Genomic DNA, 23,875 nt, shown 5'->3' on the forward strand with positions numbered 1-23,875 from the left:
GTCAAGACGCTAGGGCCGGACCACCCCATCGGTCCAAGACATGGTCCGCCTCGATTCCATAGCCTGCGGCTATCGCCGACGTAGGCTGGGGGCATGCAGTTCCAGCAGCTCCAGTACTTCGTGGCGGTCGCCGAGACCCGGCACTTCACCCGGGCCGCCGAGCTCGTGCATGTCGCGCAGCCTTCGCTGTCGCAGCAGATCAAGGCACTGGAAAGGGAGTTGGGGGCGGATCTGTTCCTGCGGGCGCGCGGCAACATCACGCTCACCGACGCGGGCGAGGCGCTGCTGCCGCTGGCGCGGCGGATCCTCGCGGACACGGAGACCGCGCGGTACGAGGTGCAGGAGCTGGTGCAGCTGCGCAGCGGGCGGGTACGGCTCGGGGCGACGCCGAGTCTGTGCACGGGTCTGCTGCCGGACGTGCTGCGCGCCTTCCACGACCGCTATCCGGGTATCCGGCTGCTGATCGAGGAGGGCGGCTCGCACGACCTCGTGCGCGAGCTGGCCCGCGGCGCCCTGGACCTCGCGCTGGTCGTCCTGCCCCTGCCGACCCCGTCCCCGGCCCTGACGACGGTGGAGCTGCTGCGTGAGGACCTGGTGGTGGTGTCCTCCCCGGAGGCCTCCCGGCCGGGGAACGGGCGGCGGACCGTACGGATCGCCGAACTGGAGGGCGAGCGTCTGGTGATGTTCCGGCACGGCTACGACCTGCGGGAACTGACCGTGGCCGCCTGCCGGGCCGAGGGGTTCGAGCCGGACTTCGCGGTGGAGGGCGGGGAGATGGACGCGGTGCTCGGGTTCGTCCGGGCCGGGCTGGGGGTGGCCGTCGTCCCCCGGATGGTGGCCGCCCGGTCGGGCCGGGGCCTACGGGTCACCCCGCTCGCCCGGCCCGGCCTGCACCGCGCGATCGCCCTCGCACACCGCAGCGATGTGGCTCCGCCGAGGGCGGCCCGGGAACTCCAGCGGATGCTGCTGGAGCGCTGAACGGCGACCGATCGGCGCGCGGGGACGGCGTCGGACGCGGCCTAGCCTCGAACCGCCGGCTTCAGCACCTCCTCGCACCACATCCGGAAGCTCGTGGGTGCGGTGTCGGGGGTGCTGGGCCGGGTGGCGCCGTAGAAGCCCTGGGTGTTCTGGGCGTGCATCATGTCGGCCACCCCCTGTGCCCAGGCCTCCGTGGCGCCGAAGCCCGTCAGCCTCGCCTTCTGCTCGGCCACGGTGATCTGCCGGACCCGTACGGGCCGGTCCAGCACCTCGGAGACGACCCGGGCCATGCCCTCGGGGGTGAGGGCGTCGGGGCCCACCAGCGGAACGTCCGCGTATCCGGTCCAGGAGCCGTCCAGGAGCAGTCGGCCCGCCTCGGCGGCGACGTCCCGGACGGCGCAGGTGCGCACCACGCGATCCAGTGCGAGCGCCTCCGACCACACGCCCTCGGCGCGGATCGAGGCCGTCTGGCGGAGCAGGTTCTCCATCAGCGACGGCGGACACAGCGCCCGGTAGTGCACGCCGGTGGCGGCGATCGCCTCGTCCATGGCCAGCGACGCCGAGATCTGCCCGGCGTTCTCGGCGACGCCCCGGCCCAGGGTCGAGACGGCCACCACCCGCTCGACGCCCTGGCCCTCGATCACCTCGCACAGCGGACCGGCGAAGGAACGGAAGTGACCCTCGACGCTGTCCGCCCCGGGCGTCGGGGGCACCAGCCAGAAGATCCGGTCGGCGCCCTCGCACGCCTCCTTCAGGACGGCGGGGTCGGCGTGGGACCCCTGGACGACTTCGACGCGTTCGCGGGTCTCCGGGGAGAGCCGGGCGGGATCGCGGACGATCACCCGGACCGGTGACGCGCCGTGGCCGGCGTCGAGCACCCGGGCCAGGACCTCGCGGCCGATCTGGCCGGTCGGAGTGGTGATGACGATCATGAAATGCTCCAGGGATCGCGGTGGTCGGTATGCGTCGAGCCTGCTGCCCCGCGCGCCGGAACTGAAGGATCGATCGGCTCGCGGTTGTTACCCTCAGAGCAATACCGATCGGAGGGCCGCCCATGGAGTCCCGCCCGCTGCGCTACTTCGTCGCCGTCGCCGAGGAACTCAACTTCGCCCGCGCCGCCGAACGGCTGGGCATCTCGCCGCCGCCGCTGTCACGGGCGATCCGCCAGTTGGAGACGGAGCTGGGGGCGGTCCTGTTCGAGCGGACCACGCACAGCGTGTCCCTGACGCCGGCGGGCGAAGTGCTGCTGGTGGAGGCCCGGTTCGCGCTCGCCGCGCTGGAGGCCGCGGGGCGCCGGGCCCGGCGCGCCGCCGCCCCCGAGCCGAAGCTGGCGCTGGCGGTGAAGGCCGACGGGGACGCCGGGCTGCTGGAGGGGATCCTCGCCCGGTACGCGTCCGACCCCGCGGCGGTGCCGGTCGCCGTCCGGCTGTGCGCCTGGCACGAGCAGTCCCGGCTGCTGTGCCGGGGCGAGGCCGATGTGGCCCTGGTCTACGAGCCGTACGACCGCACCGGCCTGGACACCGAGGACCTGGCCGCCGAGCCGCGCGTCGCCGCCCTCGCCGTGAGTCATCCGCTCGCCGCCCGGGCCGCGTTGCGCCTCGCCGACCTGGGGCTGCGCCCGGACGAGGCGCACCGCTACATCGACGAGGTACGCGGCCGGGGCCAGGACCTCGCCCAGCTCCTCACACTGGTGGGCCTGGGCGAGGTCGTGGCCCTGCTGCCCGCGTCCGTCGCCGACCGCTATCCCCGGCCGGGCGTCGTCTACCGCCCGGTCCTGGACGCGCCTCCCGCCGTCCTGGCCATCGCGTGGCCCCAGCAGTCCCGCTCACAGGCCACGGCGGCGCTGGTGCGGGCCGCCGTCTCCGTGGCCGAGGACGCCCGCGCGCGCGAGGCGGGCTGACGCTACGGGGCCTCGGGCGGGACCGGTGTGCCCTGGTGGTAGTACATCCGCCAGCCCGTCTCCTCGCTGCGCTTGCGCCACAGTGAGCTGCGCCGGGCATGCCGGCCGTCGAAGTCCGTCTCGTAGGTGAGGTGGATCAGGCCCGGCGCCAGGAGGACGCCCTCGATCGCCGGCCGCCGGTAGCGGGGGCCGGCCTGCGCGCTGCCCGGATGCTCGGGCAGCCAGGCCAGCATGTCCTCGTACGTGTAACGGCGGCCCGAGGAGCCGACCTCGACGAACTCGGGGTCGAGCAGCCGCTCGAAGAGGGCCCGGGAGGCACGCACGGCGGGGTCCATCAGGGCCAGCTCACCGGCGATCGCCTCGCCCACGCCGCCGCCCATGCCCTCGTTCACGCCGTCACTCGCGTCGCCGTTCACGCCGTCACTCGCGTCGCCGTACAGGCCGTCGTGCGCATCGCGGTACACGGCGTCGTCCTCGTGGGTCACCCGTCCATCCTCGCGGGTGACCCCCGCACTCCCGCAACCGAGTTGACGGAGTCGACCGAGTCGGCCGCTCAGCCCGTCGCGTCCACCAAGGCCAGCTCGCGGAGCCGGTCCGGCGGGCCCGGGCGGGCGTAGTACCAGCCCTGGGCCGTGTCGCAGCCCAGTATCCGCAGTTGCTCGGCCTGCGCGCCGGTCTCCACACCCTCCACCGTGACCGCGAGGTTCAGGCTGTGGGCGAGCGAGACGATCCCCTCGACGATCTTGAGGTCGACGGGGTCCGCCGGGAACTGCTGCATGCCCTGGGTGAAGGAGCGGTCCAGCTTGAGCACGCTCACCGGCAGCCGCCGCAGGTTGGCCAGGTTGGAGTAGCCGGTGCCGAAGTCGTCCAGGGCGATGTCGACGCCCATCTCCGCGAGCCGGCGCAGCGGCTTGAGCAGGTCGTCGTCGGCGCCGATCAACGCCGACTCCGTCACCTCCAGGCACAGGGCCTCCGGGGCGACACCCGCGCGTTCCAGGATGTCGACGGTGTCCTGCACCAGACCGGGATGAGTGAGCTGGCACGGGGAGAGGTTGACGTTGATCCGGAGGGGATCCGTGTCGCCGCCGCGCTCCCGCCACTCGCCGACCTGGCGCACCGACTCCTCCAGGACCCAGCGGCCCAGCGGCACGATCAGCCCGGTGTGCTCGGCGAGCGGGATGAACCGGTCGGGGCCGAGCACCCCGTGCTGCGGATGCAGCCAGCGCACCAGGGCCTCCGCGCCGCGCACACTGCCGTCGCCGAGGTGGACGAGCGGCTGGTACTCGATGAAGAACTCGCCGCGGTCGAGGGCCGCCGGAAGCGCGGTGGTCAGGCCGTGGCGGGTGATCGCGCGGGCGTCGGCCTCCGGGTCGGCGAGCTCGAAACGGTTGCCGCCCGCCGACTTGGCCCGGTACATGGTGATGTCGGCGCTGCGCAGCACCTCGGCCGCGCTGCGCTCCCCCGCCGGGCCCTCGACGATGCCGATGCTGCCGCGCACGGTCAGGTCCCGGCCGTCGATGCTCACCGGCGCGATCAGGGCGTTCATGATGCGCGCGGCGAGTTCGTCGACCTCACGGCGGGTGTCGGGGCCGGTGGTCAGCGCCACGAACTCGTCGCCGCCGAGGCGCGCGACCATCTCGCCGGGCGCGGTGGCGCAGGACTGGAGCCGGTCGGCGACCTCGACGAGCAGCCGGTCGCCGGCCGCGTGCCCGAGACTGTCGTTGATGGTCTTGAAGCCGTCCAGGTCGAGGTAGCACAGACCGAAGCGCTGCCCCGCGCCGGCGCCGAGCGCCTTCTCCAGGCGTTCGAAGAACAGGGTGCGGTTGGGCAGGCCGGTGAGCGCGTCGTGGGTGGCCTCGTAGCGCAGCCGCAGGTTGAGCAGCCGGCGCTCGGTGGTGTCCTCCATCAGGGCCAGCGAGTACTGCGGTTCGCCGTCCGCGTCCCGCAGCAGGGAGACCGTCAGGTTGGTCCACAGGGCGGTTCCGTCGGGGCGGCTGAACGCCTTCTCGGTGTGGTAGTGCTCCCGTTCGCCGCGGACCAGCTCGTCGTACAGCTTCCAGGTCTGGGGCGCGTCCTCGGGATGCGTCAGATCCTGGACCTTGCGGCCGCGCAGGGTCTGCTCCGAGCCGCCGAACATGCGCAGCAGCGCCCCGTTGACCTGGAGGACGTTGCCTTCCAGGTCGGCGATGCCGATTCCTATCGCGGCCCCCTCGAAGACCGCGCGGAAGCGGGCCTCGCTCGCGTGCAGCGCCTGCGCGACCACACCCTGGGCCCGCAACGCGGCCTGGGCGATGGCCTCCTGTTCGGCGAGCGTGCGCTCGCGCAGTGCCTGCGCGTAGCCGGCCGCCATGGCGTGCTGGAGCCTGGCGGCGCGGGCCCGCAGATCCTCCTGGGGGCCGTTCTCACCGCAGTAGAGCACCAGATAGGCGTCGACGCAGTCGAGGGAGCGGCTGAGTGCCTCGGGGTCGGTGCAGTGCGCGTCGACGAGGGCGGCGCCGACCGCCTTGCCCGTGTCGGCGTCGAAGGCGCGCTCCAGCAGTGCGCCACGCAACCGCCTTGCCAGCGGGAGGAGTTGCTCCTCCAGTTCGGGCCGGGTCAGCGACGTCGAGGTCACCGGGAACACGGACCGGCTCCAGATCGTCGCGAACCGCCGCAGTCTGTCCTCCGGCCCGTCCGGCTCGGCGGTCACGCCGTACGCCCCACGCCGGCGAAACCGGAGAGGGCCCAGGGGTCCTCGTCCTCCGGCGCCGTGTCCGGCCGCCAGTGCGGCATCGGCACCAGTCCGGGTTCCACCATGTCGTACCCCTCGAAGAACCGCGCGATCTCGTCACGCGAGCGCATGATCAGCGGGTTGCGGATGTCCTTGTACACGTCCACCGCGCCCCCGGCCCGCTCCGGTGGCAGTGGGATTCCCTCGTACGAGGCATGGGTGAGCAGGAGCAGACTGCCGGGCGCGAGGGCCGCGGTGAGTTCGGCCACCGCGGCGAACGGGTCGTCCGCGTCCTCCACGAAGTGCAGTACGGCGACGAGCAGCAGCGCCACCGGCCGCTCCAGGTCGATCAGTTGAGCCACCTGCGGACTGCTCAGGATCTCCTGCGGCTTGCGCAGGTCGGCGGCCACGACATCGGCGTCGTCGTTGCCGGCCAGCACCGCCTCGCTGTGCGCGACGGCCACCGGGTCGTGGTCGACGTAGACCACGCGGGCCCCGGGGCTCACCGCCTGGGCGACCTCGTGCACATTGCCGAAAGTGGGGATGCCGGAGCCGATGTCGAGGAACTGGGTGACGCCCTCGTCGACCGCGTACCGCACGGCGCGGCGCATGAACGCCCGGTTCGCCTGGCTGATCTTCGGAAGTCCCGGCAGGAACTCCATGGCCTTGCGGGCTGCTTCCCGGTCGACCTCGAAGTTGTGCGAGCCGCCCAGGTAGTGGTCGTAGATCCGCGAGACGCTGGGCACCGAGATGTCGATGCTCCGAGGGGCCCAGGCGGGTCGCTCCATCTATCTCTCCAAGGCGTAGGCGATCCGGTGTTCGAGCTGAGGCTACTGATCGCCCGCCAAAGGGGCGAGTGGAAACGGAAATTGACCGTCCGTTCCCGGTCACTGCCTGCGGCACGTGCCGAATCGACGTCCCCCGAAGGGCTACTTGAGGTGCTCGGCTCGTTCCGGAGAGTTCCGGAGGGTTCCGGAGCGGTCCGCGGGGCGGCGAAAGTCTACGCACAGGAACCGGCGGCAGGACAAGCACGAGGGACCGGCGGAACGCCCAAGCACAACGGTCCGCCCCCTCCGTGCGGCGCGGAGGGGGCGGACCAACGGTCGTGCGCGATGGGGCAGCTGCGGGATCGGCCCTGGGGAGGCGACCTCTACTGCTCCGGCGCTCCGACCAGCTTTCCGTTCGGCGCGACGGCGTACCACGTACCGCCCACGCCCTGGCCGTTGATGTCGCCGGGCGACTTGTCACCGGAGAAGGTGTAGATCGGCGAGCAGTTGATCGTCTGCTGCTTGGTGCCGTCGGACCGGGTGAAGTTCATGTAGCCCTTCTCCTGGATGCCCTCGGTCTCGTTGAAGGCGACCGGCGCGACGGCCGGCCACTTCTCGAGGCAGGCGCCGTTGCAGTTCGACACCGGCTCGGGCCAGGCCTTGTCCTTCAGGAAGCGGTAGACCGTCATGCCGTTCTTGTCGACGACGATCTCACCGAGGTTGGCGTCCTTGCGGACGGACAGCCCGGCCAGCTCGGTACCGGACTCGGCGGACGAGCCGGATGCCTTGGCCTTCTTGCCCTCGGGGGTGAGCGCGAACCACTTGTTGCCCACGCCCTGACCGGTGGTGTCACCGGCCTTGGCGTCCTTTGCGTAGTAGTAGGCGGGCCAGCCGGCGACGGTCAGCTGCTTGGTGCCGTCGGTGCGGGTGACCTCGCCCAGCAGCGACTTGTCGATGCCGTCGCCCGCGGCGATGTCATCGGCGGAGACCGGCGGCCAGGCGGTCGCGCAGTCGCCGTCACAGTTCGACTTCGGGGGCTCCGCGGTGTCCGCGTCGAAGCGGTAGAGAGTCTTGCCGGTGCCGTCGGTGAGGATCTTGCCGAGGGTGCCGTTCGCGGAAATGGCCAGCTCGCCGGCCCCGCCCTGCGCGGCGGCCCCTCCGGTCGCACTGGCACTCGCACCGGAGCCGACCCCACTGCCGACGCCGCTGCCCACGCCGACGCCCGCGATGCCACCGGCCGGAGCCGTGGCCCCGACGTTCTGGCTCGACGACGTGCCGCTCTCAGAACCGCACGCCGTCGTCAGCGCCAGCACGGCCACAGCACTCGCCGCAAGTGAGGCGCTCCGCCAGGTGGTCTTCATCGTCAACAACTCCCCGATCGTCACAAGGTGTTTCAGCGCCCTGCTGCGCCGCCGCACGGCACTGAGTACGCATGGTGACGGTCGTTGTGTTCAAACACGGCACAAAAAACTTTCCGGGACCTGTGACACCGGCCCCGGCGGACCCTCCGGATCGCACAGGCGCACGGCGTGCCGGATGCGCGAACGGACCGGCCGGCAAACCTGTGGAGCTGAACTTCCCCCGTTCGGGGCAATCCCCACCGGGCGTGGGCGTGGCCAGGTACGAGACGCCGCATGATCTCCGTCGTGCATGGACCCGAACCGACCCGATCCGCCCTCGTCACCAGGACCCTGGCCCTGGTGACCGCGGCCTGGATCCTCGCGGCCGTCCCGGCCGGGGTGGCCGCGGCCGACGCGTGCGCGTACGCCTCGACCAGCCCGGACGGCATCGAGGCGGTGGCCGTCGCGGGGAGTCACTCGTGGCCGACTCCCCCGGTGTGCCCGGAACCGACGCCGACGCCCACCCCGACCCCCACACCGCCGAAGCCGAAGCCACCGCCCAAGCCGACGCCGAGCCCCACACCGACACCCACGCCGACCCCCACCCCGAGGCCGACGCCCCCGCCGCCACCGGCTCCCGAGCCCCGGCCGCCGGCGCCGAAGCCGCGGCCGAAGCCACCGGCGCCCGCGCCGCCCCGCCCCGCGGCACCGCTGCCGCGGCAGGCCCCCACACTCCCGCCGCCACCGGCTCCGGCCCCCGAACCGACCCCGCCTGCCGAGCCGAAGCCCACGCCACGCCCGTCCGCGACCCCGGTGAGCTACCCGGCGTACCACGCCTCGCCGCGGCAGCGGCCCGTCCGGCGCGGCCAGTCGCCGGTCACCTACGTCCTGCTCATCACCGTGCCCGCGGTGATCGCCGTCGCCGCGCTGCGACCGCGTTAGCGCCGACCCTGGAGGCATCTCTTGCCGGAATGGCTTGTTCTGACCCTCGCGATGCTCGCCGCCTGCGCGGTGGTGGTCGTCATCACCCTCCTTCGGCACCGCCGGGCACCCGAGGACGAGGACCCCTCCGAGACCCCGGACGTCATCGAGTACATGACGATGTGGATCGGCGTGGTGTACGCCATCGTCCTGGGCCTGGCCATCGCCGGCGTCTGGGAGGCGCGCAGTGTGGCCCAGGACCACGTCCAGGCGGAGGCACAGGCGCTGCACGAGATCTCGGAGCGGGTACGCGTCTACCCGGCCGACGCCCGTGACCGTATTCGGGAGGATGTCAACGCCTATGTCGGACACGTCGTGACCACCGAGTGGAAGTCGATGGCCGACGACGGCGAGGTGACGAAGCGCGGCGACGAACTCCTCCAGCGGATCCGGGTGGACGTCACCGACTACGAGCCGACGTCCGACTTCCAGGCGCAGGCCTACCAGCCGCTGATCGACCAGATGGCCGCCGCGGACCAGGCACGCAACGCCCGGGCCGAGTCGACCGGGGCGACGATGCCGGGCGTGGTGTGGTTCGGGCTGCTGGCCGGGGCCGCCATCACCATCGGCATGGTCTTCGCGCTGCAGATCCGGCGTACCCCCCGCGAACTGGTGCTGGCCGGGCTGTTCTCCGCGCTGATCGCCTTTCTGCTGTTCCTCATCTGGGACTTCGACGCGCCCTACAGCCGGGGCATCACCGCGTCGGCGGAACCGTTCCTCCATCTGTTCCCCGGCGTCAAGGGCTGACGCCCGCTCACCTCACGCTCCCGCGACCGGGGGACGGCGGCGGAAGACCGGCCGCCACGCCGTCGCCGTCCCCCGGTTGCCGCAGCGGTGTCCCCTGGGCGGCCCACACGCTTGCCCCATTCGCGCGACTGCGATCGCGGGAGCGCACACATGTTCCTAGCGTTTCGGTCATCGAGGTGCATTTTTGACGCAAGCGGAAAAGGTCCGCAGCTGCTCCTCGGGGACCGGAGGATCCACCATGCGCGCGATACGCGTCGCTTCGGCCGCACTGTTGGGCGTCACCGCCCTGACCTTCTCCGCACCGGTCGCCGTCGCGAGTGACGACGACAACCACTACGTCATGTCCAACGGCTACAGCGTGCTGCCCTCGACGATCGCGGCGGGCGGGCAGGTCACCGTGCAGGTGGACCGCAACGCCAGTGGCTGCCGGAGCTCGGTGACGGTCTCCTCGGGCGTCTTCGACGCGGTCGTCATCCCCCGGGGGTCGTCGTCCGCGGTGGTCACGGTCGACTGGGACGCCAGGGCGGGCGCCTCGTACCGGGTGACGTTCGCCTGCGGCGGCATCAGCGCCGTCAAGGAGTTGACGATCGCCGGCGGCCGTCCGGTCGATCCCACGGTGCCCTATCCGGTCCCGCGGGGCGTGCACGCCGGCGAGGGCGGCACCGTCGCCGGGTTCGACCTCGAGGAGATCGCGCTGGGCGCCGCGCTCATCGTGGGCTCGGTCGGTGCCGCGTACTGGTTCTCCCGGCGCCGAGGCGCCGAGGACGGCGGCTGACGGCTCACCGCCGACGGCTGCGCCGTGACGCAGGCCTTCGCCCCGGATCCCAGCGGGACCGGGGCGAAGGCCTGCGTCACGTGCGACGTGCGGTCCCCTTCGGGGCGGGCCTCAGACGCGGCGCTCGGCGCGGCGGCGCATCCAGAACAGACCACCCCCGACCACGGCCGCCGCGACGAGACCGCCTCCGATGGCCATGTCGGTCGGGGTGGCGCCGGTGGTGGTGCTGCCGCCGAGACCGCCGCGGACACCGCCGATGACGGTGAAGGCGGCCGGGCGGGTCAGGGTCCGGCCCGAGCAGTTGACGGTGATGTCGTAGGTGCCGGGCCGGGCGTTCTGGTTGATGGTCGCCGTCCCCTTGGCGGTCTGGTTGGCGCCGTTGATCGGCGTCAGGTTGGCCTGCGGGAACGCCGCCGAGGTCATGGTGCCGCCGCCGGGGCAGCCGTCGACGGTGACCGTCATCTGGCCCCCGCGGGCGATGACGGCGGGCAGGGCCACGATGTTGCTCGGGTTGGCGCCCATGCCGTCGCGTGCGACGGCGGCCGGGGCGCTGACGCCCAGAGAGGCGACCGCGGCGGCCGAGACCACCGAGGCCGCCAGAATACGAGTGATGCGCATGTGATCCTCCGCGGAAGGCGCCCCGGGGCCCGTCCCCGGCATGTCGGCGAGAAAGCACCTCCCGAAATGACCCTCAGATGCCGTGCACGCGCCCGCATTTCGGGAATGGTCCGTCCTGGTGAGAGGACACGCCGAGCGAAATGCACACAATCGGATATTGCCGCAGGTCACGGACCGTCAGAAAATTCCTTCCGTCGGCAACTCGGATGGCTCACCGAAAGGCGCCGGGCCACCCGTTCGCTGCTGCCCCGTCGCCGGTTCCCGTCCGGGGACTTAGCGTTCTCGTATGCGCGAAGGGACGCGGTGACGGCCGTGTCGAAAGGGGATGGCGAATGTCTGCCTACGAGCTGTCCGAGGTGGCGGAAGAAGAGGAGCGGCGGCGGAAGCGCGCCCCTTGGGGCGTGATAGCGCTTGTTCTGCTGACCGGTCTCGCGCTCATCCGGAACGGGTCGGGAGAGTTCGACATCGGCCCGCCGCAGCCCGCCTCGGCGGCGGCGGCCGACGGCCGCACCGCAGGTGCCTTCGGCCGGGCCCCGGCAGCGCTGCCCTACGCCGTGCCGGACCGGGTCCGGATCCCCGCCATCCGGGTGGACGCGCCGGTGACGTCGGTCGGCCTGGACGCGGAAGGCTGGGTCGGCGCGCCGCCGCCGGAGGACCCGAATCTGGCCGGCTGGTTCACCGGTGGCGTCTCGCCCGGTGAAAAGGGGACCGCGGTCGTCGTCGGCCATGTCGACAACAAACTGGGTCCCGCCGTCTTCTACGGTCTCGGGGCCCTGAAGAAGGGGAATCGCGTCGAGGTGTCGCGCGGTGACGGAAAGACGGCGGTCTTCGAGATCTACGGCATCGAGGTATTCGAGAAGAACAACTTCCCCGGCGACCGTGTCTACGCCTCCAAGGGCTCCCCCGAATTGCGGGTCATCACCTGCGGCGGCGGATTCTCCAAGGCGAACGGATACGACGGGAACGTGGTCGCCTTCGCCCGCCTGGCCGAGGTCCGCTGAGCGGACACCGGCCGGGCGGGCGGGGGGCTCGCGTCAGGTGTACCGCCGGTGCGGGACGGTGATGTGGTAGCCGGAGTCCAGCAGCTGCGGCAGATAGCTGCGCAGGGCCCGCACGCTCTGCGAGCGGTCACCCCCGGCGTCGTGCGAGAGCACCACGACGCCGGGGGCGGCGCCCTTCTCGACCCGTTCGACGATGGTGCCGGTGCCGGGGGAGGTCCAGTCGAGGGTGTCGACCGTCCAGGCGAGCGGCTCCATGCCCAGTTCGGCGCCGAGTTGGAAGGCGGCACGGTTCCAGGCGCCGTAGGGGGCGCGGAACCAGCGGGGCGGCTCCCCGTAGCCCTCCTCGATGACGTCGCTGGTCCGGGACATCTCGGAGCGGATCTGACGGCGGGTGAGACCGGTCAGCAGGGGGTGGGACCAGGTGTGGTTGCCGACGACATGGCCCTCGTCCGCCATCCGTCCCAGCAGATCCCGGTTGTCGGTGGCCATCTCCCCGCACACGAAGAACATCGCGCGCACGTCGTAGTGGGCCAGGGTGTCGAGGATGCCGGGAGTGTAGCGGGGGTCGGGTCCGTCGTCGAAGGTCAGCACCATGGTGCGGCCGCGGCCGGTCATCCGCAGCAGCGGTTCGTGGCGCACCGGGGTGCGGCCGGGGGCGGTGCGCGGGGGGCCGTAGCCGGTCAGCGGCTGGAGACGGTAGGCGGAGGGCTTCAGCGGCAGGCTCCGCGCCGGGGCACCCGCGGCGGGGGCGGCGGCCCGGACCGGCTTCCCGTCCTCGCCCCAGAGGAACACTCCGGCCGTGCCGACCGCTCCGACGGCGGCGGCGCCGGCGAGCAACGCCCGGCGCCGCGTGAACAACTGATCCTTCTTCATGCAGTCATCAGTCGCCCGGCAGGCCCCCGACCCACCACACCGACACCGGACCGGCGGCACGATTCCACCCGCCCGGCGCAGTCACGGTCGGTCCGAACAGTTGAAGAGGGCCGGGTCAGCGGTGTCGTACCAGCGGGAACGGCAGGGTCTCGCGGATCGTGAGGCCGGTGAGGAACATGACCAGGCGGTCGACGCCGATGCCGAGGCCGCCGGTCGGCGGCATCGCGTACTCGAGGGCGTCGAGGAAGTCCTCGTCGAGTTCCATCGCCTCGGGGTCACCGCCGACGGCGAGCAGGGACTGCTCGGTGAGGCGGCGGCGTTGTTCGACCGGGTCGGTCAACTCGGAGTAGGCGGTGCCGAGTTCCGTACCGAAGGCGACGAGGTCCCAGCGCTCGGCGAGCCGCGGGTCGGTGCGGTGCTGCCGGGTGAGCGGGGAGACGTCGGTGGGGAAGTCCTTGTAGAAGGTCGGGAGTTGGGTCCTCTCCTCGACCAGCCGTTCGTACATCTCCAGCACGACGTCGCCGCGGCCGTCGTCGGGTGTGTACGGGACCTTGGCGCGGTCGCAGTGCCGCTTCAGGACGGTCAGAGGGGTGTCGGCGTCGATCCGCTCGCCGAGCGCCTCGGAGATCGCGCCGTGGACCGTCCGGACCGGCCACTCCCCCGAGATGTCGTACTCCCGTCCGTCCTTGCGGGCGACCTGCGTGCCGAAGGCGGCCGTGGCCGCGCCCTGGATCAGCTCGCGGACCAGGTCGAGCATCACGTCGTAGTCGGCGTACGCCTGGTAGGCCTCCAGCATCGTGAACTCGGGGTTGTGCTTGTAGGAGACGCCCTCGTTGCGGAAGGTGCGGCCCATCTCGAAGACCTTCTCCAGGCCGCCGACGCACAGCCGCTTGAGGTACAGCTCGGGGGCGATGCGCAGATAGAGGTCGAGGTCGTAGGCGTTGATGTGGGTGGTGAAGGGGCGGGCGTTGGCGCCGCCGTGGATCTGCTGGAGCATCGGGGTCTCGACCTCGAGGTAGCCGCGCTCCAACAGGCCCTGGCGCAGCGCCTGTACGGCGTGCGAGCGGGCGCGGACGACATCGCGGGCGGCCGGGCTCGCGACCAGGTCGAGGTAGCGCATGCGGACCTTGGCCTCGGGGTCGGTGAGGCCGCGGCGCTTGTCGGGCAGGGGCCGCAGACACTTGGCGGTGAGCTGCCAGGAGGTGACGAAGACGGTGGGTTCGCCCTGGTCGCTGGTCCCGGCCGCGCCCGTGACGACGAGGTGGTCGCCGAGGTCGGTGTCGGACCTGAAGGAACCGAGTGCCCCGCGGGTGAGCGCGAGCTGGTGGTCGCCCGACCAGTCGCGCAGCGTCACGAAGACGATGCCGCCGAAGTCGCGCACCCGCATGATCCGGCCGGCCACGGTGACCGTCTCCCCCGTACGGATCCGGGCGAGGGTGTGGGTGCGGAGCGGGACGCCGACCGGGTAGGGGTCGACGCCCTCGGCGCGCAGCCGGTCGAGCTTGCGGTGCCGGACGCGGACCTGCTCGGGCAGGCCCGCGTCCGGACCGGTGTCCCCGGCCTCGTCCCCTCCGTCGAGGCCGAGCGCCGCCAGGGGCGGCAGGCCCTCGGTGGTGGCGGGGCGCGGCCCGCCCTTCGCGTGGCGGTTGCCCCAGAGCTTGCGCAGCGAGGGCACGGAGACGAAGCCCTCGGCGATACCGGAGGCGAGCCCCACCCGGGCCAGGGAGCCGGCGTCGGCGTAGCAGAGGAAGCGGGGGTACCACTCGGGGTGGTACTTGGCGTTGGAGCGGTAGAGGGCCTCCAGTTGCCACCACTTGGAGAAGAACAGCAGCAGCCGGCGCCACAGCCGCAGCACCGGTCCGGCGCCGATGCGGGCGCCCTCCTCGAAGGCCGAGCGGAAGACGGCGAAGTTGAGGGAGATCCGGCGCACGCCGAGCTTCGGGGCGGCGGCGCACAGGTCGGCGACCATGAACTCCATGACGCCGTTGGGGGCGGAGCGGTCGCGGCGCATGAGATCCAGGGAGATCCCGTCGCGGCCCCAGGGGACGAAGGAGAGCAGGGCGAGGAGGTGGCCGTCGCCGTCCATGGCCTCCACGAGGAGGCAGTCGCCGTCGGCGGGGTCGCCGAGGCGGTCCAGGGCCATCGAGAAGCCGCGTTCGGTCTCGGTGTCGCGCCAGGTGTCGGCGCGGCCGACGACCTCCTCCATCTCCTGGTCGGTGAGGGTGGAGTGGCGGCGGACCCGGCAGGAGGCGCCGGTGCGGCGCACCCGGTTCACGGCCTGCCGGGTGACCCGCATCTCGCGGCCGCCGAGGTCGAAGGAGGCGACCGGCAGGATCGCCTCGTCGCCGAGCTGGAGGGCGCCGAGTCCGGCACGGGCGAAGGCCTTCGCGCCGTCCTCGGAGGCGCCCATGACCGCGGGCGCCCAGGCGTGCAGGCGGGCGGCGTCCAGCCAGGCGGCGATGGCGTGCGGCCAGGCCTCGCGGTCGCCGACGGGGTCGCCGCTGGCGAGGCAGACTCCGGCCTCGACGCGGTAGGTGACGGCGGCCTTGCCGCTGGGCGAGAAGACGACGGCCTTGTCGCGCCGGGTGGCGAAGTAGCCCAGGGAGTCCTGGTCGCCGTAGGCCTTGAGCAGGGCCCGGATGCGGGATTCCTCGTCGCCGTGCAGGGCCGCTTCCATCCGCTGGGAGCGGAAGAGGGTGGCGGCGGCGTTCAGGAGGGCGATGGCACCGAAGAGGCCGAGGAGGAAGAAGAGGGGGCGCGGCGGGCGGCCGTCGAAGGAGCGGGTGGAGACCAGGCCGCCCAGGACCCGGTTGGCGGCCCATCCGAAGCGCTGGCTCACCGGCAGGGTGCCGGGGAAGAGTTCCACCAGGCCCCAGCCCGCGAGGATCGCCAGGACCAGCCCGACGAGCAGCACGGCGAGCGCCCGTCGGACCGCCGCGCGGCGGGAGGCGGCGTAGAACTCGCCGCGGGCGACGACGAGGAGGACCAGCGCGAGCGCGCAGACGACCAGGGAGGGGACGGACTGCCTGTACAGGCCGACGGCCACGCCGAGGATGTCGGTGAGGACGAGCAGGCCGAGGTAGACGACGACCAGCCACCAGGCGACCTTCTTGCGGGCGGCGGTGGCGGCCGCCAGCAGGAACAGGAAGACGGCGTAGGCGAGGTTGGCGCTGACCGGGACGATCAGCAGGTCCAGGAAGCGGACGACCGGACGCAGCAGGCGGCGCAGCGGCGGGATCAGGGCCAGCAGGACGCAGAGCAGTCCGAGGGCGCCGAAGAAGGTCGCGAAGCCTTCGGGCACCCGGCCGAGGACGCGACCGGCGGGCCGCCGTGCCGGGCCCGGGGGGTCCACGGCCGGGGCGGTCCGCTCGGTGGCACTCATGTTCCGACTCTAGGAACACCCGGACCGGACCGCCCGTCGAGCGGCCCGCGCACCGGCCGGACCTGCGGCTTCCGATAGCCTCTGGGCCGTGACGGAACAGCACTCGCAGCAGCCCGCGCACCAGTTCGAGCGGGGCACGGACGGACCCAAGGTCATCCTCGTCGGGGTGGACGGCTCCGACTCCTCCCTACGGGCCGCGGCCTACGCCGGCGGGCTGGCCCGTCGCCAGCAAGCGCTGCTCGCCGTGGTGTACGTGCAGCCGGTGCTGGTGGCGGGCGCGGCGCTCGGGGTGCCGGTCGCGGAGACGACCGACGAGATCGCCGAGGGCCTGGTCGCGCAGATCCGGGAGGCCACCGAGCGCACCCGGGGGATATTCGACGTGCGCTGGGAGTTCCACACCTTCCGCGGCGACCCCTACGGCGGCCTGGTGAAGGCGGCGGACCGGCTCAAGGCGGACGCGGTGGTGGTGGGCGCCTCCGAACAGGCCGGTCACCGGATCGTGGGGTCCGTCGCGGTGCGGCTGGTGAAGGCGGGGCGGTGGCCGGTGACGGTGGTGCCGTAGCCGCCGGCCACCCGGTGAGCGCCTAAGGCCGGCTCACTTCCCCATCACCAGCCCGTCCTTGGCCGCGCCCCGGCCGAGGACGACCGCTGCGATCCGGTCGCGCACCCCTTGGACGCCCGCGCCCTGGGCGAGGGCCTTGTCGAGGTCGACCACCCGGCCGGCGTCGATGTCGAACAGCTGCGGCACGAACTCGGCCTTGCGCACCTCCCAGCGGCCGCCGGTCCTGGCGGGCGGGGCGAAGGTGAAGCGGGCGACGGTGGACTGGTTGCCGCGCGCGTCCTGGACGCCCTGGTGGTTGAACATCTCGCCGGCGATCTGGTCGCCCATGCCGTAGACGACCCAGGTGCCGTTGACCTTCTCGTAGGCCTGCGGGACATGGGCGTGCGTCCCGAGGATCAGGTCGATGTCGGGGCGGCCTCCCGTGCGGGAGGCGGTGAGGGTGCGGGCGAGCGTGAGCTGGCGGTCGTCCGGTGCGTCCTGCCATTCGGTGCCCCAGTGCACGGAGACGACGACCACGTCGGCGCCCGCCTTCCGGGCGGCCTTGGCGTCGGCGAGGATCCGGTTCTCGTCGAGGAGGTTGACGGTCCAGGGCTGTCCCTGCGGGGCGGGGTGACCGTTGGTGTCGTAGGTGTAGGCGAGGTGGGCGACCTTCGCCGGGCCCGCGCGCAGCAGTGTGACCGAGTTGCCCTCGGCCTCGGTGCGGGCGGTGCCCGCGTGCCGTACGCCGGCGGCGTCGAGCGCGTCGAGGGTGCGCTGTACTCCGGCGGCACCGTCGTCGAGGCTGTGGTTGGAGGCGGTGGAGCAGCCGTCGTAGCCGGTGGCGGCCAGGGCCGCGGCGATCTCCGGCGGGGACTTGAAGTCCGGGTAGCCGGTGTAGACGCCGTTCGCGCCGTACACGGTCTCCATGTGACACAGCGCCAGATCGGCGCCGGAGACGACGGGTTTGATGCCCGCGAGCATCGGGCGGAAGTCGTAGCCGGTGCCGCCGGCGTCGAAGCGGGCGCGGTCGATGACGGTGGTGTGCGGGAGGATGTCGCCGGAGGCGACGAGCGTGAAGCCGCGGGCGGCGGCCGGCGCCGGGCGGCCGGGCCGCTCGGCCGGCCCGTGGTCCCGGGCCTGGCAGGCGGCGGCCGAGGCGAGGACGGCCGTCAGGGCCAGGGCCACCTGGTGTCTGCGGGCGATCACCGGTTCACCCCACTTCCCATGAATTGTCATATTTACCCATGTGTCAGTACTAATCCATGAGGGCCCGTGGTCCGCCCCGGCACTCCCTTCGTCCAGGGCCGATGCCCGCGATCGGCGTAGCCCGGACCGTTCGTCGAACCGTTCGTCGACGCGATCGACCGTCCGCCGCAGATCCGTGTGCGTGCCCTGTCCCGAACCGGCGCACTGCGGTGCCATACGCCCATGACCGCCGGAACCACCCTCACCGCCCGGACGACGACCGCCGAGCACGAGCTCGCCGCACTCCAGCGCGAGCACGGCCGGCCGCTCTTCGCGCTGCTGCTGAGGCTGTGCGACGGCGACCGCCAGCGCGCCGAGGACCTCGTCCAGGAGACCCTGGTACGCGCCTGGCAGCATCCCGAGGCCCTGCGCGCCGACGCCTTCGACTCCGTACGGCCCTGGCTGCTCACCGTCGGCCGGCGGCTCGCGATCGACGCGCGGCGGGCCCGGCAGGCGCGACCCGCGGAGGTGGGCGACGCGGTGCTGGAGAACGCGTCACCCGTCTGCGCCGACCACGCCGAGCGGGCGGCCGCCACCCTCGACGTGCGCGAGGCTGTGAAGACACTCACTCCGGAGCACCGTGAAGTCCTGGTGCTGGTGTATTTCCAGGGGGCCAGTGTGGCGGAGGCCGCCGAAGCCCTCGGAATTCCGCCCGGTACCGTGAAGTCCCGCGCGTACTACGCGCTGCGCGCCCTGCGCCGGGTGCTTCCGGGATACGCGGCCGACCTGCGCTGAAACCCAGGACTGGGTCAAGCCTCCGTAAAGCGCCTTGCCGAGGACCCCCTTTGAGTAATCGGGTGTCCTTATCCGTGTTCCGGATGGAGCCCGGTGACCGGGTCCCCAGCGTCCCGGCAACGGGCGAGCGCAAGCACCGGAGGAAGGCAGGAAGGGATGCTGCACAGAGGTCACCAGAGCACGGACGGCACCGGTGGCGGTGAACTCACCGTCCCCATGGCCTGGTTGTATGCCGAGTACATCGCCGACGAACTGCTGCGGACCGGCGATCTCATGCCGCCGACGTCCTTCGAGTTCCGCGCCGGGCGCGACGCCCTGGCGCTCACCATCTTCCTGTCCGACACCGACGGCGAACTGCCCGGCATCCGGGTCGTGACTCAGCTGGAGACGTGGCTTTCGCTCACGGCGTACGACCAGCCGTGGCAGGACTGGGTCGAGGAACGTATGTCTCAACTGAGGGCCGAGGCAGCCAAGTCGGACGGACCGGCTCCCGATCTCGACCTGGCCGCCGCCGCCTGGCGCTGGCTGGAGGAGACGGAGCTGCTCGCTCCCGATCTCAACGCGGTTCCCGGCGGTGCGCCGGTGGTCGGCGAGGACGAGGGACCCAAGGTCTGGACACCCGCCTGGCAGCTCGGACTGCCCCTCGGCCACCTGGCGATTCATCTTTTTTAGATTCGCACCAATCCGGGGACCGGTCCGCTCCGAACATCTGGGTCACGATTCGGTACGTGGCTTGAGTGATTCGACGGCCGGGTGCGTACCGGTGGGAGCAAGGAGTAACCCCACTGGCACTCAAAGGCACGAGGTTTCGGCATGAGGTCCCTGGAAAGGCATCGCGACGTCGGCGCGTACGCGCTCGGCGTGCTGGACGAAGCGGAAGCCTTCCGCTTCGAGGACCACCTCATGGAGTGTCCTCAGTGTGCGGCGCAGGTCACCGAGTTCGGCCCCACCGCACGGCAGATGATGCTCTACCGGCGCGCCACCCCGCGCGCCGTGCACCCCTTCGCCGGACCCGGCCCGCAACTGCTGGACCGGCTGCTCGCCGAGGTGGCGACCCGCCACCGGGCCGTGCGCCGGCGGGTGCTGTACGCCGTGGCCGCCTCGGTGGTGGTCGCCCTGGCCGGCCCCGTGATCGCGATGATGGCCGGCAGCGCGAGCGGCGAGGACGCGAGCGCCGTACGGGTCACCGCGACGGACGAGAAGTCCGGGGTGTGGGCGCAGGTCACCACCGAGAACGAGGCGTGGGGCAGCCATGTGGAGCTCGAGGTCAAGGACGGGGCGGGCCCCCGCTCCTGCCGGCTGATCGCCGTCGGCCTCGACGGCTCCGAGCAGACGGTCACCAGCTGGAACGTCCCCAAGCACGACGCCCGCCCCAACACCATGCAGGGCGCCGCGGCCTGGCACCCCGACGAGATCGCCCGCTACGAGCTGCGCACGTCGGGCGGGGAGCACCTGGTGACGCTCGAGGCCCACTGACGCCGGCACGAAGTGAGTTCAGGTCACTTCGCTGTCGACGCGGGTCTCGGGGGCAGGACGGTTCGGAAGGGGACGGGACGGGACGGTTCGGCCGGTACCGTCCGGCCGACGGGCCGGGGCTACTTCAGCAGCCGGGACATCCTCCGGTCCGCCAGCGGTCTGCCGCCCGTCTGGCAGGTGGCGCAGTACTGGAGCGAGGAATCGCTGAAGGACACCTCTCGGATGGTGTCGCCGCAGACCGGGCAGGGTTCGCCGGTGCGGCCGTGGACGCGCAGACCGCTCTTCTTCTCGGCCTTCAGGCGTCCCGCCGCCAGGCCACGTGAGCGCTCGACCGCCTCCGTGAGCGTGCCGCGCAGGGCCTCGTAGAGGGTGTGGGTCTCCTCCGGCGTCAGGGTGGCCGCCAGCTTGAACGGGGACATCCTCGCCACGTGCAGGATCTCGTCGCTGTAGGCGTTGCCGACACCGGCGATCAGGCCCTGGTCGCGCAGAGCGCCCTTCAGCCGGCGCCGTTCACCCGCGAGCAGCGCGGCGAGGCGGGCCTCGTCGAAGTCGGCGGCGAGCGGGTCGGGGCCCAGCCGGGCGACGCCGGGGACCTGCTGCGGATCAGGAACGACGTACACCGCCAGCCGCTTCTGGGTGCCGGCCTCCGTCAGGTCGAAGCCCGCCCCCGTCTCCAGGGCGACCCGCAGGGCCAGGGGCCCCTTGCCGGGGCGGGGCGGACCGTCCGGGAGCTTGTCCTTCCAGTGCAGCCAGCCCGCACGGGCGAGGTGCGTGACGAGGTGCGGGCCGTCGCCGGTGGCCAGGTCGAGGAACTTGCCGTGCCGGTGCACGGCGGTGACCTCGCGGCCCTCGAGGGCGGTGACGGGCGGGTCGTACGTCTTCAGCACGCTGATCGCGACGGGGAGCACGCGGACGATCTCGTGGCCGACGAGATGCTCGGCCAGGAAGTCCTTGAGCGCTTCGACCTCGGGGAGTTCCGGCATACGTCCAGAGTGCCATCCAGAACCGGAGTGCTCAGGTCCGCTCCGTCACCACGAACTCGCACCACACGCACTTGCCGCCGCCCCGCGCCTCCACGCCCCAGGCGTCGGTGAGCAGCTCCACCAGCAGCAGGCCCCGCCCGGAGACCCCCGAATCGCCCGCCTCACGGCGGCGCGGGAGGGCGCTGGAGGAGTCCTCCACCTCGACACGCAGCCGGTGTTCGGTGCCGGTGAGCACCCGCAGGGTGACGATCGCGGCGCCCTCGGTGTGCATGAGCGCGTTGGTGATCAGTTCGTCGGCGACCAGTTCGATCTCGTCGGAGCGGTCCCGGGCGCCCCAGGTGCGGACGGCCGCGCGGATCATGTGCCGGGCCTCACTGAGGGCCTCCGGGTCACCGGGGGCCACATGCTGCTGGAGCCGGCTGCCGGCCTGGTGACCGTCGGGGCCGCGCCGGCGCAGCAGGAGCAGGGCCACGTCGTCGTCCCCGCCGCGTTCCTCGGCGACCTCGATGAGCTGGTCGGCCAGTTTCCGGACGTCCGCGGGGCCCGCGGCGATCAGTGCGGCGAGGGCCCGCATGCCGTCGTCGAGATCCGTGCCGGGCTGCTCGACCAACCCGTCGGTGCACAGCAGCAGGGTGTGGCCGGGGTCGAGCTCCACGGTGCCGACCGGGTACTCGAGGCTGCCGAACTCGGCGGACAGACCGAGCGGCAGCCCGCCGGGCACCGGGACGCGCCGGCAGGTCCCGTCGAGACCGCGCAGCAGGGGGTCGATGTGCCCGGCGCGGACCACCTGGACGACCCCGGTGGAGAGGTCGGCCTCCGCGTACAGACAGGTGGCGAAGCGGTCGGTGTCGAGCTCGTGCAGGAAGACCGAGGCCCGGGCCATCACGGTGGCCGGGGTGTGGCCCTCGGCCGCGTAGGCCCTCAGAACGATGCGCAGCTGGCCCATGACGGCGGCGGCGTGCGTGTCGTGGCCCTGGACGTCGCCGATGACGGCGCCGACCCGGCCGCCGGGCAACGGGATCAGGTCGTACCAGTCGCCGCCGATGTCCCGGCCCAGGGAGCCGCCGATGGTGGCCGCGCGGTAGCGGACGGCGACGTCGGCGCCCGGCACGCTGGGGATGGTGCGCGGCAGCATGGCCTGCTGGAGGCCCTGCGCGATGTCCTTCTCCTGTTCGTAGAACATCGCGCGCTGGAGGCTCTGCGCGATGCTGCTGCCGAGGGCGACGAGTATGTTGCGGTCCTCCTGCGAGAAGCCCCGGCGGTCGCTGTAGAGCAGGCCCATCGCGCCGATCGGGCGGGCCTGCACGATGAGCGGCAGATAGGCCGCCGAGGTGATCTTCAGGTCGGTGAGGTGCGGCCACAGCACGGGGTAGCCGCCCGCGAACTCCTCCGGCGACTCGATGAAGCGCGGGGTGAGGGTGCGCACCACCTCGCTCATCGGATAGGGCTCGTCGAGGCGGGTGACCAGCGTGCCGGGCACGAAGCTGCCCTCGGGCCCCTCGGCGATCAGCCGGATCCGGCCGGCCTCGACCAGCCCCATGACGAGGCTGGTCGCGCCGAGATGGGTGAGGCCGTGGGTGTCCTTGAGGACGTCGATCACGTCGCGCACGGTGCGGGCGTGCGCCAGGGCCGCCGTGGTGAGCTGGACGACGTTGGTCTGCTCGCGGCGGGCGTCGTCGAGGGCGGCCTCGTCGCGGCGGGCGGCGAGATCGCTGAGCTCGTCGGTCGCGTCCCGCACGATGCCGACGATGCGACGCGGCCGGCCGGTCCCGTCGCGACGGATGTAGCCCTGGGTGTGGGTCCAGCGCAGGGTGCCGTCGCGCAACCGCGTCCGGAAGTAGGCGCCGTAGTTCTCGCTGCCGTCCTTGATGGCCTGCGCGACCAGCTCGTCCAGACGGATGCCCTCGGCCGGCGGGACCCGGACGGCGAGGGTCACGGGGTTGCCGTCGTACTCGTCGGGCCGCAGGTCGAAGATCTCGTGGGCCCGGGCGTCCATGTGGAACTGCCCCGAGTCCAGGTCCCAGTCGAAACTGCCCATGCGGTTGAGCGCCAGGATCGGATCCGGGTGGGCGGGCCAGTCGTCCGGGAGGGACAGGGCGCTCGCGCCCCGATCAACCATGGAGCCACCTTGCCAGGGTTTGCCCGATTCTTCGACCGGGGAACCGGGGCCCGGGACCACGGTCAGCCCATGACGACGGCGAGGGGGCTGCCGAAGATGCTGCCGGACTGGTCCTGCGCCCCGGACTCGTCGGGCCCGTCGGGGATCAGCCCGCCGCCGTCGGGCAGGTCGGGGACTTCCGGGACGGTCTCGGGGCCGATCTCACCGGGGTCGACACCGCGGTCGAGGTCGGAGCCGACGCCCTCGTCGAAGCCGAGGCCTTCATCGGAGCCGAGGTCTTCGTCGGGACCGGAGCCGGGTGCCGCGCCGGGATCTGCGTCGGCGCCCGCGTCGGTGACCGACGGGCCGGAGTCCTGGTCGGCCGCCGAGGGGTCGGCGAAGGGGTCGCCGGAGACGACGCGTCCCTCGGCCGCCGGGACGACGCCGTCCGCGCCCGGCATCGTGATCTTCTCCTGCGCACCACCGCGTCCGGCGACAAGGAGCGCCGCCGAGAGCGCGCAGGCGGTGAGCAGAGTGGCAGTGGGTAGTCGCACCACGTTCTCCCGCATCGTCTCGTGCATCGTCTCGGTCTCTCACCCGGAGGTGATTCGACCACTATTGTCTGCTTCACCCACCAGGGTCACGCAACCGGAGGACGCGAGCACACACAGTGACACGATCCGACCGGGGACAAGCGGAGAGAACCTGAGAGAACCTGAAAGAAG

The 23,875-nt window shown here is 72.2% G+C and carries 22 protein-coding genes; 10 read left to right on the forward strand and 12 right to left on the reverse strand.

All coding sequences use genetic code 11. The annotated features are described in order from the left end of the window. Positions 1–93: 93 nt before the first annotated feature. Entirely contained in the window at positions 94–978 is an 885-nt protein-coding gene (locus ACFVYS_RS21380; RefSeq protein WP_384115632.1) for a LysR family transcriptional regulator, read from the forward strand. A 41-nt stretch (positions 979–1,019) separates the two neighbouring features. On the opposite strand, the gene ACFVYS_RS21385 is transcribed toward ACFVYS_RS21380, so the two are convergent. Continuing rightward, the gene (locus ACFVYS_RS21385; RefSeq protein ID WP_389504178.1) at positions 1,020–1,910 is read right to left on the reverse strand and encodes an NAD(P)H-binding protein; all 891 of its coding nucleotides are present in this window, start codon (positions 1,908–1,910) and stop codon (positions 1,020–1,022) included. 122 nt (positions 1,911–2,032) lie between these two features. Between ACFVYS_RS21385 and ACFVYS_RS21390 the strand changes: the two genes are divergently transcribed. Beyond that, positions 2,033–2,878, forward strand: coding sequence for a LysR family transcriptional regulator (locus tag ACFVYS_RS21390; RefSeq protein ID WP_389504179.1), 846 nt, complete (start codon positions 2,033–2,035; stop codon positions 2,876–2,878). A 2-nt stretch (positions 2,879–2,880) separates the two neighbouring features. Here the strand turns inward: ACFVYS_RS21390 and ACFVYS_RS21395 are convergent, their stop codons facing one another. The 4 genes from ACFVYS_RS21395 to ACFVYS_RS21410 all read right to left on the reverse strand — a co-directional run bounded on the left by ACFVYS_RS21395 (position 2,881) and on the right by ACFVYS_RS21410 (position 7,716). After that, positions 2,881–3,258, reverse strand: a complete 378-nt coding sequence (locus tag ACFVYS_RS21395) for a DUF4440 domain-containing protein (RefSeq protein ID WP_389504353.1) — start codon at positions 3,256–3,258, stop codon at positions 2,881–2,883. Positions 3,259–3,431: 173 nt separating this feature from the next. Then, positions 3,432–5,567 carry a putative bifunctional diguanylate cyclase/phosphodiesterase gene (locus tag ACFVYS_RS21400; RefSeq protein WP_389504181.1) on the reverse strand — a complete coding sequence of 712 codons (2,136 nt, stop codon included), beginning with the start codon at positions 5,565–5,567 and terminating at the stop codon, positions 3,432–3,434. Further along, positions 5,564–6,376 (reverse strand): SAM-dependent methyltransferase, encoded by an 813-nt coding sequence (locus ACFVYS_RS21405; RefSeq protein ID WP_389504182.1) that lies wholly within the window; start codon positions 6,374–6,376, stop codon positions 5,564–5,566. Before ACFVYS_RS21405 ends, ACFVYS_RS21400 begins: the two co-directional genes overlap by 4 nt. 362 nt (positions 6,377–6,738) lie before the next feature. Continuing rightward, entirely contained in the window at positions 6,739–7,716 is a 978-nt protein-coding gene (locus ACFVYS_RS21410; RefSeq protein ID WP_389504183.1) for an SCO0930 family lipoprotein, read from the reverse strand. 285 nt (positions 7,717–8,001) lie between these two features. On the opposite strand from ACFVYS_RS21410, the gene ACFVYS_RS21415 reads away from it, so the two are divergent. The 3 genes from ACFVYS_RS21415 (at position 8,002) to ACFVYS_RS21425 (ending at position 10,198) form a co-directional block, all read left to right on the forward strand. Next, positions 8,002–8,637, forward strand: a complete 636-nt coding sequence (locus tag ACFVYS_RS21415; RefSeq protein WP_389504185.1) for a hypothetical protein — start codon at positions 8,002–8,004, stop codon at positions 8,635–8,637. A gap of 21 nt (positions 8,638–8,658) precedes the next feature. After that, positions 8,659–9,423, forward strand: coding sequence for a hypothetical protein (locus ACFVYS_RS21420; protein WP_389504186.1), 765 nt, complete (start codon positions 8,659–8,661; stop codon positions 9,421–9,423). Positions 9,424–9,661: 238 nt separating this feature from the next. Continuing rightward, positions 9,662–10,198: a hypothetical protein gene (locus ACFVYS_RS21425; protein WP_389504188.1), complete on the forward strand. Its 537-nt coding sequence runs from the start codon at positions 9,662–9,664 to the stop codon at positions 10,196–10,198. A 111-nt stretch (positions 10,199–10,309) separates the two neighbouring features. Here ACFVYS_RS21425 and ACFVYS_RS21430 read toward each other — a convergent pair whose 3' ends face one another. After that, on the reverse strand, positions 10,310–10,816 hold the full coding sequence (locus ACFVYS_RS21430) for a hypothetical protein (RefSeq protein ID WP_389504190.1): 507 nt from the start codon (positions 10,814–10,816) through the stop codon (positions 10,310–10,312). 332 nt (positions 10,817–11,148) lie between these two features. Between ACFVYS_RS21430 and ACFVYS_RS21435 the strand changes: the two genes are divergently transcribed. Next, positions 11,149–11,817, forward strand: coding sequence for a class F sortase (locus tag ACFVYS_RS21435; RefSeq protein ID WP_389504192.1), 669 nt, complete (start codon positions 11,149–11,151; stop codon positions 11,815–11,817). 33 nt (positions 11,818–11,850) lie between these two features. Here the strand turns inward: ACFVYS_RS21435 and ACFVYS_RS21440 are convergent, their stop codons facing one another. After that, positions 11,851–12,690, reverse strand: coding sequence for a polysaccharide deacetylase family protein (locus ACFVYS_RS21440; RefSeq protein ID WP_389504194.1), 840 nt, complete (start codon positions 12,688–12,690; stop codon positions 11,851–11,853). A 115-nt stretch (positions 12,691–12,805) separates the two neighbouring features. Next, a complete protein-coding gene (gene lysX / locus ACFVYS_RS21445) occupies positions 12,806–16,072 on the reverse strand; it encodes a bifunctional lysylphosphatidylglycerol synthetase/lysine--tRNA ligase LysX (RefSeq protein WP_389504196.1) in 3,267 nt (1,088 codons plus the stop codon). Between the two features lie 88 nt (positions 16,073–16,160). On the opposite strand from lysX, the gene ACFVYS_RS21450 reads away from it, so the two are divergent. After that, positions 16,161–16,634 carry a universal stress protein gene (locus ACFVYS_RS21450; RefSeq protein WP_389504198.1) on the forward strand — a complete coding sequence of 158 codons (474 nt, stop codon included), beginning with the start codon at positions 16,161–16,163 and terminating at the stop codon, positions 16,632–16,634. Positions 16,635–16,667: 33 nt separating this feature from the next. On the opposite strand, the gene ACFVYS_RS21455 is transcribed toward ACFVYS_RS21450, so the two are convergent. Beyond that, the gene (locus ACFVYS_RS21455) at positions 16,668–17,819 is read right to left on the reverse strand and encodes a CapA family protein (RefSeq protein ID WP_389504200.1); all 1,152 of its coding nucleotides are present in this window, start codon (positions 17,817–17,819) and stop codon (positions 16,668–16,670) included. Positions 17,820–18,041: 222 nt separating this feature from the next. Between ACFVYS_RS21455 and ACFVYS_RS21460 the strand changes: the two genes are divergently transcribed. The 3 genes from ACFVYS_RS21460 to ACFVYS_RS21470 all read left to right on the forward strand — a co-directional run bounded on the left by ACFVYS_RS21460 (position 18,042) and on the right by ACFVYS_RS21470 (position 20,069). Continuing rightward, on the forward strand, positions 18,042–18,593 hold the full coding sequence (locus tag ACFVYS_RS21460) for a sigma-70 family RNA polymerase sigma factor (protein WP_054241199.1): 552 nt from the start codon (positions 18,042–18,044) through the stop codon (positions 18,591–18,593). A gap of 156 nt (positions 18,594–18,749) precedes the next feature. Then, positions 18,750–19,265 carry a hypothetical protein gene (locus ACFVYS_RS21465; protein WP_389504202.1) on the forward strand — a complete coding sequence of 172 codons (516 nt, stop codon included), beginning with the start codon at positions 18,750–18,752 and terminating at the stop codon, positions 19,263–19,265. Between the two features lie 141 nt (positions 19,266–19,406). Further along, positions 19,407–20,069, forward strand: coding sequence for a zf-HC2 domain-containing protein (locus ACFVYS_RS21470; RefSeq protein WP_389504204.1), 663 nt, complete (start codon positions 19,407–19,409; stop codon positions 20,067–20,069). A gap of 119 nt (positions 20,070–20,188) precedes the next feature. On the opposite strand, the gene ACFVYS_RS21475 is transcribed toward ACFVYS_RS21470, so the two are convergent. The 3 genes from ACFVYS_RS21475 to ACFVYS_RS21485 form a co-directional block, all read right to left on the reverse strand. Further along, complete coding sequence (locus ACFVYS_RS21475) at positions 20,189–21,052, reverse strand: Fpg/Nei family DNA glycosylase (protein WP_389504206.1); 864 nt, start codon at positions 21,050–21,052, stop codon at positions 20,189–20,191. A gap of 31 nt (positions 21,053–21,083) precedes the next feature. Beyond that, the gene (locus tag ACFVYS_RS21480; protein ID WP_389504208.1) at positions 21,084–23,171 is read right to left on the reverse strand and encodes a SpoIIE family protein phosphatase; all 2,088 of its coding nucleotides are present in this window, start codon (positions 23,169–23,171) and stop codon (positions 21,084–21,086) included. Between the two features lie 62 nt (positions 23,172–23,233). Beyond that, positions 23,234–23,704, reverse strand: a complete 471-nt coding sequence (locus ACFVYS_RS21485; protein ID WP_389504210.1) for a hypothetical protein — start codon at positions 23,702–23,704, stop codon at positions 23,234–23,236. Between the last annotated feature and the right edge of the window lie 171 nt (positions 23,705–23,875).

Origin of the sequence: Streptomyces sp. NPDC058295 (assembly GCF_042880655.1) — a bacterium.
GTDB lineage: Bacteria > Actinomycetota > Actinomycetes > Streptomycetales > Streptomycetaceae > Streptomyces > Streptomyces coriariae.